The organism is Bradyrhizobium sp. BWA-3-5 (genome assembly GCF_032917985.1).
Classification (GTDB): Bacteria; Pseudomonadota; Alphaproteobacteria; order Rhizobiales; family Xanthobacteraceae; genus Bradyrhizobium.
This window is the reverse complement of the sequence record NZ_CP136626.1, coordinates 1,669,508-1,682,650: the sequence shown is the minus strand read 5'-3', so window position 1 is coordinate 1,682,650 and position 13,143 is coordinate 1,669,508. Positions and strand designations below refer to the sequence as shown.

The 13,143-nt window shown below is 65.2% G+C and carries 8 protein-coding genes; 1 reads left to right on the top strand and 7 read right to left on the bottom strand.

Annotated elements, in window-relative coordinates:
- The first annotated feature begins 272 nt into the window (after window positions 1-272).
- Window positions 273-1,553 carry a multidrug effflux MFS transporter gene (locus RX331_RS08155; RefSeq protein WP_317256087.1) on the top strand — a complete coding sequence of 427 codons (1,281 nt, stop codon included), beginning with the start codon at window positions 273-275 and terminating at the stop codon, window positions 1,551-1,553.
- A gap of 605 nt (window positions 1,554-2,158) precedes the next feature.
- On the opposite strand, the gene ligA is transcribed toward RX331_RS08155, so the two are convergent.
- The 7 genes from ligA to RX331_RS08120 form a co-directional block, all read right to left on the bottom strand.
- On the bottom strand, window positions 2,159-4,306 hold the full coding sequence (ligA, locus tag RX331_RS08150) for an NAD-dependent DNA ligase LigA (RefSeq protein ID WP_317256086.1): 2,148 nt from the start codon (window positions 4,304-4,306) through the stop codon (window positions 2,159-2,161).
- A 192-nt stretch (window positions 4,307-4,498) separates the two neighbouring features.
- Window positions 4,499-6,172 carry a DNA repair protein RecN gene (gene recN / locus RX331_RS08145; protein ID WP_317256085.1) on the bottom strand — a complete coding sequence of 558 codons (1,674 nt, stop codon included), beginning with the start codon at window positions 6,170-6,172 and terminating at the stop codon, window positions 4,499-4,501.
- Between the two features lie 173 nt (window positions 6,173-6,345).
- Window positions 6,346-7,254 (bottom strand): outer membrane protein assembly factor BamD, encoded by a 909-nt coding sequence (locus RX331_RS08140; protein WP_317256084.1) that lies wholly within the window; start codon window positions 7,252-7,254, stop codon window positions 6,346-6,348.
- Between the two features lie 308 nt (window positions 7,255-7,562).
- On the bottom strand, window positions 7,563-8,522 hold the full coding sequence (gene lpxC / locus RX331_RS08135) for a UDP-3-O-acyl-N-acetylglucosamine deacetylase (RefSeq protein ID WP_317256083.1): 960 nt from the start codon (window positions 8,520-8,522) through the stop codon (window positions 7,563-7,565).
- 352 nt (window positions 8,523-8,874) lie between these two features.
- Window positions 8,875-10,683 (bottom strand): cell division protein FtsZ, encoded by a 1,809-nt coding sequence (ftsZ, locus tag RX331_RS08130; protein ID WP_317256082.1) that lies wholly within the window; start codon window positions 10,681-10,683, stop codon window positions 8,875-8,877.
- A gap of 90 nt (window positions 10,684-10,773) precedes the next feature.
- Window positions 10,774-12,093, bottom strand: a complete 1,320-nt coding sequence (gene ftsA / locus RX331_RS08125; protein WP_317256081.1) for a cell division protein FtsA — start codon at window positions 12,091-12,093, stop codon at window positions 10,774-10,776.
- The gene (locus RX331_RS08120; RefSeq protein WP_317256080.1) at window positions 12,090-13,079 is read right to left on the bottom strand and encodes a cell division protein FtsQ/DivIB; all 990 of its coding nucleotides are present in this window, start codon (window positions 13,077-13,079) and stop codon (window positions 12,090-12,092) included. The genes ftsA and RX331_RS08120 overlap by 4 nt, the downstream gene beginning before the upstream one ends.
- Window positions 13,080-13,143 lie beyond the last annotated feature (64 nt).

The window sequence follows — 13,143 nt, the reverse complement described above, 5'->3', positions numbered from 1 at the left end:
GCGCAGGCGAGGGATCCAGTACGCCGCGGCCTATCGATTCAATCACCGATGTCTCTGGTATACTGGATCATCCGCCTTCGCGGATGATGACAGCAGCATTTGTTGCGGGGGCACCACAAAAACGCGAAAACAACCCCATGCACCGTAGAGTCCTGCGGCCCAACCTCCTACCCGCCTCCCCAATTCAGCATGGCCGCATGCCAAAACATCCCTGTTCGGGCTGAGCCAACTGGTTAAAAGTCCGGATACAAGCAAAACAGGGTCGGAACTGAATGCACGGCGTCGTGGGCAAGCCGCCCGGCGCGACGGACGATCATGCCGTCGCGACATCGAAAATCATGCTGCTGATGCTGGTCGCGATGACCGGCGTCGCGCCGATCTCGCTTTACATGCTGGTGCCGGCGCTGCCCGTGCTGGCGACGACGTTCGGCGGCGACATCTCGGTCGCGCAGATGACGGTGTCGCTCTACATGGTCGGCATCGCCTGCTCGCAGCTCATCATGGGACCGCTGTCGGACAAGTTCGGCCGCCGACCGGTGCTGCTCGGAGGCCTTGTGCTGATGGTGGCGGCCAGCATTGGCTGTTCGCTGGCGCAGACGCTGCCGCAGCTGATCGCCGCCCGCTTCCTGCAGGCGCTCGGCGGCGCCACCGGCATGGTGGTGAGCCGCGCCATCATCCGCGATCTCTACAGCCGCGAACGCATCAGCTCGATGATCAGCCTCGTCATCGCGGTCATGATGATCGCGCAGATGCTGAGCGCGCTGGTCGGCGGCCTCTTGGAGACCGCGTTCGGCTGGCGTGCGATCTTCTATTTCATCACGGCCGGTTCGCTCAGCGTCGCCGTGCTGATCGCGCTTGCGCTGCCAGAGACGCGCCGCGAACGCAACCAGAGCAGCAGCTTCCGCGGCGACGTCGGCATCCTGATCCGCGATCGCGCCTTCATCGGTTACATGCTGTGCCAGGTGCTGGCGTCGCAGATCATTTTCCTGTTCGCCGGCGGCGGTCCCTACATCGTGGTGACCCAGATGGGGCGGACCACAGCCGAATACGGCGCATGGTTTGCGACGACCGGATTCGCGTACCTGATCGGCAACGTGTTTTGCGTCCGCTTCGCGCCGCGCCAGTCGCTGGAGCGGCTGATCTGGTTCGGGTTGGCGCTGCAATTCGCCGGTGCCCTCCTCAACCTCGTCTTCAGCTTCACGGGCACCAACCAGGCACCATCATGGCTGTTCGGCACCCAGATGACCGTGATGGTCGCCAACGCCTTCGTGATGAACAACGCCGCGGCCGGCGCCATCAGCGTCCGCCCCGAGGCCGCCGGCACCGCCTCGGGCGCGATGGGCTTTCTGCAGCAGGGCATCGGCGCGCTGGTCTCGCAATTCGGCGCCTACCTCGGCGGCCACTCCACCACTACGCTGCCGCTGACGGCGGCGATCTTCGCGCTCTCGATCGCCTGCGTCTCGGTGATGTTCTTCATCGTTCCGCGGCGAAGCGTCGTGGTCAGCGAGGAGTTGGTGAAGAAGGCGGAGAAGGAAGACTCGGGGATGTTGTGAGGGATGCGAAGTTGTCGGTCCCGTCATTACGCGCCAACGGGTCGCGCGAATGCGCGCCCGATGACAGCTCCGAAGCACCACCTCGCGCGCAACGCAAATCAATCCACTTAACTTTCTTACGCCGCAATGGATTGCTTCGCTGCGCTCGCAATGACGGCTGCAACGAAGGCGCGCATCATGACGGAGCCTATCCATTCAAGGAAGGCGTCGCCGTTGTCTGCACGGCTTGCAGCTATGTCTCCGACAGCACGGCCACTGAGGGCGAGCGTGGCTGGTACGAAGGCGGGGAATGGGGACGCATCGACCGCACGGGACGCGTCGTCTCACCCTTCCGGCCGCAGGGGAAAGGCAAACCCCTTGAATTCGACTGAGGCTGACTGTTTGCGAGGAATTGATCGAGGCGGAGGAAGAAGAACACGGGACGCTGAGACAGTAATCCGCGACGTCAGCGCCTCATTCTCCGCTGTCATCGCCGGCGCAGGCGGGCGATCCAGTACGCCGCGGCCTTTCGGCTCGATCACTTCCGTCTCTGAAATGCTGCGTCACCCGCCGCAGCGCGCAATTGCGCACGAGGCGGGTGACGACAAGGAAGTGCGTCTCACGACTCACTCCCCGATCAGCTTCAGCCACTCGTCTTCCGTCAGCACCGGCACGTTGTGCTTCTTGGCCTCGGCCAGCTTCGATCCCGCGCCCGGCCCGGCGACGACATAGTCGGTCTTCTTCGATACCGAACCGGCCGCCTTGGCCCCTAGCCGCTCGGCGGTGGCCTTGGCCTCGTCGCGCGTCATCTTCTCCAGCGATCCCGTGAACACCACGGTCTTGCCGGCGACGGCCGAATTGCTCTTGGGTTTTTCGGCATCGATGATCGTGACCTCCTTGGTCAATCGCTCGACGATGCCGCGGTTATGGCTTTCGCCGAAATAGGCGGCAACGCTCTTGATCACGGTGTCGCCGATCTGGTCGAGCGCATCCATCTCGGCGATCGCGTCCTCGTCATCCTTGGCGACCTTGAGGCAGGCATCGTGGAACGCGTCCCAAGAGCCGTAGCCGCGGGCGAGCGCCAGCGCCGTGGTCTCGCCGACATGGCGCATGCCAAGCGCGTAGATGAAACGCTCCAGCGCAATGTTGCGGCGGTTCTCGATCGAGGCGAAGAGATTGTTCACCGAGGTTTTGCCGTAACCTTCGATGTCTTCGAGCTTCAGTTTGTTGTTGCGCTTTTGCAGCGTGAAGATGTCGGCCGGCTCCTTCACCCAGCCCTCGTCGAAGAAATACTGCAACTGCTTCTCGCCGAGCCCGTCGATATCGAAGGCGCGGCGCGACACGAACAGCTTGAGATGCTCGATCTTCTGGAACGGACAGGCGAACTCGCCGGTGCAGCGGGCGCGCGAGCCCTCCTCGCCGGTCGCCGTCTCCTCGCGGACGACGTCGCTGTGCAGCGGGCACGGGCACTTCTTCGGGAAGTGAAACTCCTTGGCGCTTTTCGGCCGCTTGTCGATCACGACATCGACGACCTGCGGGATCACGTCGCCGGCGCGCTGGATCACCACGGTGTCGCCGATCCTGATGTCGCGCCCCTCGCGCAGCACTTCGCCCTTGTTGCCGATGCCCTTGATGTAGTCCTCGTTGTGCAGGGTGACGTTCTGCACGATGACGCCGCCGACGCCGACCGGCTCGAGCTTGCCGACCGGCGTGAACGATCCAGTGCGGCCGACCTGAATCTCGATGTCGCGCAGCACCGTCATGGCGCGCTCGGCCGGAAATTTGTGCGCGATCGCCCAGCGCGGCGTGCGCGAGACGAAGCCGAGCCGTTCCTGCCAGTCGATGCGATCGATCTTATAGACCACGCCGTCGATGTCGTAATCGAGCTCGGCACGCTGCTCCTCGATCTTGCGGTGGAACGCGATCAGATGCTCGACGGAGTGGCAGAGCTTGGTCAGCGGGTTGGTCTTGAAACCGCAGCGCTCGAACCAGTGGATCATGCCCGTCTGCGTGCCTTCCGGCATCGCACTCATCTGTCCCCACGAATAGGCGAAGAAGCCGAGCGGGCGTGAGGCCGTGATGGAGGGGTCCTTCTGGCGCAGCGAGCCGGCGGCGGAATTGCGTGGATTTGCGAAAATGGTGTCGCCCGCCGCCTTCTGCCGTTCGTTCAGCGCAAGAAACGCCTTCTTGGTCATGTAGACCTCGCCGCGCACCTCGCAGACATCAGGCACGTTGCGGCCTTTCAGCTTCTGCGGCACATCCTCCAGCGTGCGGATGTTCGCAGTGACGTCCTCGCCTTCCGCGCCGTCGCCGCGGGTCGCGGCGGTGACGAGCTCGCCGCCCTCGTAGCGCAGCGACATCGAGAGCCCGTCGATCTTCGGCTCGGCGGAAAAATCGATCTTGTCGTCGCTGAGCTTGAGAAAGCGTTCGATGCGGCCGACGAAGTCGAGCACGTCCTGCTCGGCGAACGCGTTGTCGAGCGACAGCATCGGCAGTGCATGGCGGACTTTTTTGAAGCGTCCCGACGGCGCCGCGCCGACCTTCTGCGACGGCGAATCCGAGGTGACGAATTCGGGAAACCGCGCCTCGATCGCGTTGAAGCGCTGCCGCAGAGCGTCGTATTCGGCATCGCTGACGCTGGGCGCGTCTTCCTGATAGTAGCGCCTGTCGTGCCCTTCGAGCTCCAGCGCCAGCCGCATATGCTCGACTTTGGCCTGCGCCTTGGTGAGCTTGGCGACGTCGGTGGGGGTTTTGGGTTTCGCTGTCTTGGTCATGGACGTTGAATACGACGAACGAGGCTCGGAGGCAAAACCGCACACGTTGGGCCGTGCCCCAGCGCCATAAGCGCGTTTACGCGCGTCTTCGACGCGCTATGGCGGTGCGCTGCTGATCCGGGGCCCACGCCGATATGGGTCCCGGCGCTGCGGAGCAGTGCGAGCGCTGCACCGCGTCCGGGACACGAGAGATTAGGCTGTCGCCGCCCTCAATAGCCTCTCCGCCGCCGCCCTCGCCTCGGCCGTAATCTCGGCGCCCGCCAGCATGCGGGCGATTTCTTCGCGGCGGTGGTCGGCGGCGAGCGCGTTGACGCGGGTGGCGACGCGCTTGCCCTTGTCGAGCGCATCCTTGGAAATGAGCAAATGCTGGTCGGCGCGGGCGGCGACCTGCGGGGCGTGCGTCACCGCCATCACCTGGACCTGGCCGGCGAGCCGTGAAAGCCGCGAGCCGATCGCGTCCGCCACGGCGCCGCCGACCCCGGTATCGATTTCGTCGAACACGAGCGTGGGCGCCGAGCCGCGGTCGGCCAGCACGACTTTCAGCGCCAGGAGGAAGCGCGACAGCTCGCCGCCGGAGGCGACCTTCATCAAGGGGCCCGGCTTGGTGCCGGGATTGGTCTGCACCCAGAATTCGATGCGGTCGATGCCGTGCGGGCCCGGTGTGTTGGCATCGCTCTCGATCTGCGTCATGAACTTGGCGCGCTCGAGCTTGAGCGGCGCGAGCTCGGCATTGACGGCCTTGTTGAGCTTTTCGGCGGATTTGCTGCGCGCCGCGGACAGTTTCGCCGCCGCCGCGCCGTAGCGCTGATCGGCCTCGGCGGCCGCCGCCTCCAGCTTCTTCAACTGGTCGGCGCCGGCATCGATCAACGCGACGTCGGAAACGAATTTGGCGGCAAGCGCCGCGAGCCCGTCGACCGGCGTCGAATATTTGCGTGAGGCGGCGCGCAGCGCGAACAACCGCTCCTCGATGCGTTCCAGCTCGGCCGGGTCGAAATCGGCCGCCACCAGCGCGGCGCTGAGATGCTGGTCGGCTTCTTCCAGCGCGTTGATCGCGATGTCGATCGCCTTCACCGCGGGTTCGACGAGGGCCGGCGAATTGGCGGCGCGGCGTTCCAGGCGGCGCACGGCGGCGGCCAGCGCCGGCACCGGCGAATGGGGACCGCCGACCGCCTCCTGCGCCTCGCGCAGGTCACTGGCGATCTTCTCGCCCTGCATCATCGTGGTGCGGCGCTCGGCCAGCGTCGTCTCCTCGCCGTCCTTCGGCTTCAGCGTCTTCAGCTCATCGGCGGCGTGGCGCAAATAATCCGCCTCGCGCGCGGCGCGCTCCATGCTGGCGCGGTGCGCGTCGAGCGCGGTGTTAGCGGTGCGCCGCGCGTCCCACAGCGTCTCCAGCGCCGCAACCTCTTTCTCTAGCCCGGCAAAGGCATCGAGCAGCTGCCGGTGCGTCGAGGCATCGACCAGCGCGCGCTCGTCATGCTGGCCGTGGATCTCGACCAGCGTCGCCCCCACCGCCTTCAAGGTCTGCACGCTGACCGACTGGTCGTTGATGAAGGCGCGGGTGCGGCCGTCGGCAAGCTGGACGCGGCGGAGAATCATCTCGCCGCTATCGTCGAGGCCGTTTTCGGAAAGGATTTTTGTCGCGGGATGGCCCTTGGGAACGTCGAAGGTGGCCGTCACCTGGCCCTGCTCGGCGCCATGGCGAACCAGGCCCGCATCGCCACGCCCGCCGAGCGCCAGCGCGAAGGCATCCAGCAGAATGGACTTGCCCGCGCCGGTCTCGCCGGTCAGCACCGCGAGGCCGCGGGAAAATTCGATATCGAGCCGCTCGATCAGGACGATGTCGCGGATCGACAGACGCGCCAGCATGCGACGTAAATTCCTAGTGGTCCGGTTCTAACAGCGTCTCCCCACCCGGGAGTCGCTTTGCGTGTTAGAATCGGGGGATCACTAGCAAATATCAAGCTGTTCGTGGAGCTTTCGGACGTGACATTCACTTGACGGGCGCTGCTGCAACACCAGCGCCTATCCGACTCGCCGGACTATCCGAGACCCATCTTCTTGAAGGCCCTGGAAATGTAGGAACCCTTGTTCTCGCTCGGCTCAAGGCCACCCGACTTCACGAGGTTATAGGCGTCCTTGTACCAGCGGCTGTCAGGGAAATTGTGCCCGAGCACGGCCGCCGCGGTCTGCGCCTCACCGACGATACCGATCGACATGTAGGACTCGGTGAGCCGCGCCAATGCCTCCTCGACATGCCGCGTGGTCTGGTAACGGGTGACCACGGTTTTGAACCGGTTGATGGCGGCGGTGTAGTCCTTCTTTTCCAAATAGTAGCGGCCCACGTCCATTTCCTTGCCGGCGAGCTGGTCGCGCGCGCCCTCGAGCTTGGCCTTGGCGGAGGTGGCGTATTCTGAGGTCGGATATTTGCGAATCACCTCTTCCAACGCCGCGATCGCCTTTTCGGTGCGGCCCTGGTCGCGGGAGATGTCCGGGATCTGGTCGTAATGCGAGGCGGCGATCAGGTACTGCGCGTAAGCGGCGTCCGGGCTGCCGGGATGCAGCGTGACGTAACGGGTCGCCGCGCCGATGCAGCTGTCGTAGTCGCCCTGGTTGTAGAAGGAATAAGCCGACATCAAGAGCGACTTGCGCGCCCAGTCCGAGTAAGGATGCTGGCGATCGACCTCCTCGAACTTCTTCGAGGCCGCCTTGTTATCCTTGCGCTGGTTCATCAGGTACAAGCCCTCATTGTAGAGCTTGTCCGCGGGTTCCTCGACGAAGGTGTCGTCCTTTTGCGTGAACTTGTCCCAGAGCGCGCCGGTGCCGCAGCCGCTCAAGGGAATCGCGAGCACGATCAGGCCGGCGGCCAGCCGCAGCGACCGGGCGGCGCGGGCGAAGCCGGACGCTCCGAATGAGTTGCGTGGTTCAAGCGTCATACGCTGTGCCGACATGGAATCTGTGACCTGACGCCCCGTGATGCGACTGATGATTGAGCCCGCCCGTCCGTGAACCGTCGTCATGGACGTCATATTTCCCGTGCCCAATGCGTTGGTGCCCAATTCTTCAAGGCCCGTGGTGCCCGATGGTGCAACCGCAGGCTTCTCTAGCCGAAAAATGGTCCTCGACCAACCGAATACGCAGCCAATTCGCCCGGATTAAGGCGACGGAACGGCGGCGTTAGCGATTGTGGTTATTACGGAAAATGCGTCCAAGCGGCCGAAAAACGGCTCAAAATCGATGGTTTTACAAGAGACGGAGGTCAGGAGACGTCCGGGCCAAAAGCGGGCGCGATAAGGCCGCCCACCATGCCGACACCCGCCTCGACATAGCCGCGCGGGCGACGCGTGGGCTCGGCCTCGACCACCCGCCAGGCACTGCGATCAGCCAGCAGCGCGGTCAGCACGGCGTGGTTCAGCTTGTGGCCGGGACGAATCGAGCGGTAGGCGCCAAGCAGCGGCAGGCCGGCCAGCGTAAGATCGCCGATGGCGTCGAGCACCTTGTGGCGGACGCATTCGTCGCTGTAGCGCAGGCCTTCCGGGTTGAGCAGACGGTCGTCGTCGAAGACCACCGAATTCTCGAACGACGCGCCGAGCGCGAAGCCGGCGCTCCACAGACGTGCCGTATCGCTCATGAAGCCGAAGGTGCGGGCGCGGGCGACTTCGCGGCGGAAGCTTTCGGGGTTGAGATCGAGCGAATAGATCTGGCGGCCGATCGCCGGGGTGGTGAAGTCGATCTCGACTTCGACGCGGAACCCGTTCGCATGTGGACGCAGTTCACCAAAGCTATCGCCGCGCGCGACTTGCACTGGCTTGAGGATCTGAATGAAACGGCGGGAAGCCGACTGGGTGACGATGCCGGCCTGATCGATGGCGGCGACGAAGGCCGCCGCGCTGCCGTCCATGATCGGAACTTCGGGGCCGTCGACTTCGATGATGGCATTGTCGACACCCATGCCGCGCAGCGCAGCGAGAATGTGTTCGGAGGTGGAAACCAGCGGGCCTTCGCGGTCGCCAAGAACGGTCTGGAAATCGGTGGCGGTGACGGAGGCGACAACGGCTGGAACTTCCCGGTCGGCTTCATCGAGACCGGTGCGGACAAAAATAAGACCTGCGTTCACAGGTGCAGGTCCGATGGTCAGGCTGACAGGTAAACCGGAATGAACGCCAACGCCCGTTACGGTGGCGTGCGACCGAAGCGTGGTTTGCCGGCTGAATTTCATCGATAACTGCCCACTACCCGACTTCACCCAGAGGCCGGAACCGCGCGGAAAGCGCCGATTCGCGTTCTAGGCATCCCCAAGTCACGGCAGACCATAGTCACAGCCCCAAAGCGCGCCAACTCACGCTTGTTTACGGATTGTTACCCGATCTCTGCCGCAATGATGACAGACGTTAACCAAATTCCGGCGCGGCCGGGTGCCCTTTCCGTCGCGTCATCCAACCACGAAATGAATAATTAATCATTTAGAATCAGTTGGTTGAGCGCTGATCCGAAGGAGGGCAACGCGCCAAAGAGAAGGGCCCCGGCGATCCCGCCGAGGCCCTTTGGCCTGCCTTGATTGTTACAGAACCTCAGTTGGCCTGGCGCCTGAGGAAGGCCGGGATATCAAGATGGTCGTCACCCTGTGGCGCCGGCGCAACAGGTGCCGGGCGGCCATGGACGTCCAAACCCTGCGGTGCCGGGCGTTTTGCGTATTCCGATACCGGCTCATGATTCGCCATCTGCTGAGCAACGGTCCGCTGCGGCTTGCGCTCAGGCAGCGGCGGCAGCGGAGCCATCGCCGGACCGGAGGCGCGGGCTGCGATCGGCGGCTCGCTCTCTTCGTCGCGGCGGCCGAGGCCGACATTGGCCAGCCGCTGCAACAGCGACAGCTTGGACTTCTGCGGGTGCTCTTCCTCAGGTTCGCCGCGGGCCTGCCGGATCTCGGCCTGGGCGGGCATCGGGAGTTCCTCGAACTTCGGCATCCGCGGTGCGCGGACCGGACGTTCGGCCGCCTGCGGGATGAAAGTCTCGGGGGTCGGCGGCTCCTGTTCAACGCGTGCCGGTTCCTTATCCGGGAATAGAGTCGGCTTCTGCGCGATCGGCCGCACCGTGACGTCGCCGTAGGACGCCGGCTGAATCGGTGCCGGCGCGGGCGGCTCGACGGCCGCGGCGATCGCGGCCAGCGCCGCGCGCTCGACATTGTTGGACGAACGCTGCGCCGGAGCGACGGCAGCAGCCGGCGCGGGGGCCGGAGCGATAGCCAGCGGCGCAGTCGCAGGATCGAGCTTCTGGACGCGCTCGGCCAGGCGCGCATTGTCGGCGCGCAGGCGGGCGGTCAGCTCGGCCAGACGCGAGTCCGGCGCGGAGGTGGGGGTCGCGACCGGGGCGGTCGGGGTGGTCACCGCCGGCGCAGTCTGGTTGCGCGCGATCTGCGACTGGTCAATGCCGGTGGCGACGACGGAGACGCGGATGATGCCGTCGAGCGATTCGTCGAAGGTGGCGCCGACGATGATGTTGGCGTCCTGGTCGACTTCCTCGCGAATCCGCGTGGCGGCTTCGTCGACCTCGAACAGCGTCAGGTCCTTGCCGCCCGTAATGGAGATCAGGAGGCCGCGCGCCCCTTTCATCGACGAATCGTCGATCAGCGGGTTGGCGATGGCAGCTTCCGCGGCGGTTAGCGCGCGCTTCTCGCCGGTCGCCTCGCCGGTGCCCATCATCGCCTTGCCCATTTCCCTCATCACCGCCCTTACGTCGGCGAAGTCGAGGTTGATCAGGCCTTCCTTCACCATCAGGTCGGTGATGCAGGCAACGCCCGAATAGAGCACCTGGTCGGCCATCGCGAAGGCGTCGGCAAAGGTAGTCTTCTCGTTGGCGACCCGGAACAGGTTCTGGTTCGGGATGATCAGGAGCGTGTCGACCACCTTGTGCAGCTCGGCAATGCCGGCCTCCGCCGTGCGCATGCGGCGCGCGCCTTCGAAGTGGAACGGCTTGGTCACGACGCCGACGGTGAGGATGCCCATGTCGCGCGCGGTCTTGGCGATCACGGGGGCGGCGCCGGTGCCGGTGCCGCCGCCCATGCCGGCAGTGACGAACACCATGTTGGCGCCGGTGAGATGGTCGCGAAGCTCGTCGAGGACTTCCTGGGCCGCCGCCGCGCCGACATCAGGCTGGGACCCCGCGCCGAGGCCCTGCGTCACCTGGGTGCCCATCTGCACGATGCGCTGCGCCTTCGACATCGTCAGCGCCTGCGCGTCGGTATTGGCGACGACGAAGTCGACCCCCTGCAACCCGGCGGTGATCATGTTGTTGACGGCGTTGCCGCCTGCGCCACCGACGCCGAAGACGGTAATCCGCGGTTTCAGCTCGCTGATGTCAGGGGGTGTCAGATTGAGTGCCATGGTTGCCTCTCGATTACGACGCGCGCGTTGGTTCGCCCGGGCCGGCGGCCGCGGGATTTGGTGAATGTCGTTTGGTGCTGAGATCGGTCATCAGAAGCCCTCGCGAAGCCATCGTCCGACCCTTCCAAAATAGCCGTCTGTCCCTGTCTTGAGTTGCCGCGTATGCCGCGGTTCGACGTGTTCAAGATGTGCGTATTGCGGATAGACCAGGAGGCCGGTCGGCACCGCGAACGAGGCGCTCTTGGCCTCACTCGGCAGCCGGCCGAAGCCGAGCGGGCGGCCGATCCTAACCGGCCGGTTGAGAATACGGGTGGCGAGCTCCACGGTGCCGGTGAGCTGCGACGCCCCGCCGCTCAACACAACCCGCGCCCTCGGCTCTGCCGCAAAGGGGGAATCCGCGAGCCGGTCCCGGACCATTTCAAAAATCTCCTCGGCGCGATGCCGGACGATATTGGCAATCGTGGCGCGCGAGACGATCTGCGGGGCGTCGTGTTCCTCGCCCGCAGCCGGTACAGACATCAGTTCGCGCGTGTCGGACCCGCCGGTCAGCACGGTGCCATATAACGTCTTGATTCGCTCAGCATCAGCAATGCACGCGCCGACGCCACGGGCAAGGTCCATCGTGACGTGCTGGCCGCCAAGCGCAAATCCGCTCGCATGCACGAAACGCCCACCCGAATAGGTCGCGATCGTGGTCGACCCCGCCCCCATTTCGACCACGGCAGCGCCAAGATCAGCCTCGTCATCCGTCAGCACGGACAGGCCTGCGACATAAGGACTCGCGGCCATGGCCTCGACGTTGAGATGACAGCGTTCGACCACCAGCATCAGGTTGCGGGCAACGGTCGCATCCGCCGTCACCACCTGCATGTCGACGCCGAACTGGCGCGCAAGCATGCCGCGGGGATCGCGGATGCCCTTGACGCCGTCGAGCGCATAGCCGACCGGCAGCGCGTGCAGCACCGTGCGCCCTTCACCGGTGGCGTGGCGCATGCCGGTGGAGGTCACCCGCGTGACATCGTCGGCGGTGACCGCGCCGCCCCTGATATCGGCGGCGGCCTCGACGAGCTGCCCCTGCAGCCGGCCGCCAGAAACCGACAGCAATACCGACTCAACGCGGACCTTGGCCATGCGCTCGGCCAGCGCTACGGCCTGGCGCACCGCCTGCTCGCATTCGGCGAGGTCGACCACCGCGCCGGCCTTGACGCCGCGCGACTGGATCTGGCTGTAGCCGATCAATTCCACCGCATGGGTGCGGCCGCGCAGCGCCTCGCTCGGCGGCGACGGCCGCAGCCGCGCAATCATGCAGGCGATCTTGCTGGTGCCGATATCGAGCGAGGCGACCATCGCCGTGCGCTTGTGGTCGACGGGCCGCGTCTTCGGGGTCTGGTTGCGGTCAAGGCCGGTCATGCGGAATCACCCGGCTTCTTCTTCGGCTTCTTGTCCTTGAACAGCTCTTCGCGGGCCTTGGCGGCCTCCTCCGACAACTGCACCGTCAGGCGGTCCGGCAGGCGCAGGTCGACGGCGGTGATGTCGCGCGAGAACAAGCGGTCCTCCTTGTCGAGCTTGCTCAGCACCGCCAGCGCATTGCCAACGTCATTCTCCGGCAGGCGGATGTCGAGACCGTCCTTCAGGCGCAAATTCCAGCGCCGTTCGCCGACCAGGATCGCCGCCTTGGTGACGGAGCGGACCTGCGGATAGCGATCGAGCAGCGCGAGGAAATCGCGCGCCTTGACGTCGGCGCCCTTCCCCACCACCAGCGGCAGCGACACGAATCGTCGCGCCACAAAGGGCTCCAGCACCGCGCCATCCTCGGCGATCACGGCAAGACGGCCGTCCTGCTGCCACAGCGCGAACGCGGTGCGCTCGACGATGTCGATCTGCAGCCGGCCGGGATACAGCTTCAGGATGGTCGCGTCCGCGATCCAGGGATTGGCCTTCAGCTTGTCGCGGAGGACGGTGGCGTCGAGAAACAGCAGCGAGGAGCGGCCGTTGACGCCGCCGATCGCAAGCACCTCGTCCTGGCTCAGTTGTCTGCGGCCGTTGATGGCGACCTCGGTGATGCGGAAGCCGGCGGAGTTGGCCAGCGCGTTGCGCGTATCGCTGAGGCCGACCATGAATTCGTCGACGTGTCCGCCCTTGACGATGCCAAGCCCGGCGCTGCCGAGCAGCATCAGCACGGTCAGGGCGACGCCGAGGCGATTCGGCAGATAGCGTTCGACCAGCCGGACCACCCGATTCGACGGTTCGCGGTCGATCATCGGTCTTTTCGGGGCGGGCGCACGACGGCCCATCCGCTCGCGCAGCAGCACCGCCGCTCCAATAGCGGCGGCCTTCAGGTCAGCCTGGGGCTCCTGCGGTCTCATCGACCGGGCGGAGCGTCCTGCACCATCCATTGCACGAGCCTGTCCAAGTGTTGTTCCCGCAAGCGTTTTTTGCGAGTTCCGGCTCAGATGACGT

Bases quoted from the DNA above. Each gene is read 5' to 3' on its own strand.
- RX331_RS08155 (WP_317256087.1), top strand. From the start codon at position 273: ATGCACGGCGTCGTGGGCAAGCCGCCCGGCGCGACGGACGATCATGCC.
- ligA (WP_317256086.1), bottom strand. From the start codon at position 4,306: ATGACCAAGACAGCGAAACCCAAAACCCCCACCGACGTCGCCAAGCTC.
- recN (WP_317256085.1), bottom strand. From the start codon at position 6,172: ATGCTGGCGCGTCTGTCGATCCGCGACATCGTCCTGATCGAGCGGCTC.
- RX331_RS08140 (WP_317256084.1), bottom strand. From the start codon at position 7,254: ATGTCGGCACAGCGTATGACGCTTGAACCACGCAACTCATTCGGAGCG.
- lpxC (WP_317256083.1), bottom strand. From the start codon at position 8,522: ATGAAATTCAGCCGGCAAACCACGCTTCGGTCGCACGCCACCGTAACG.
- ftsZ (WP_317256082.1), bottom strand. From the start codon at position 10,683: ATGGCACTCAATCTGACACCCCCTGACATCAGCGAGCTGAAACCGCGG.
- ftsA (WP_317256081.1), bottom strand. From the start codon at position 12,093: ATGACCGGCCTTGACCGCAACCAGACCCCGAAGACGCGGCCCGTCGAC.
- RX331_RS08120 (WP_317256080.1), bottom strand. From the start codon at position 13,079: ATGGATGGTGCAGGACGCTCCGCCCGGTCGATGAGACCGCAGGAGCCC.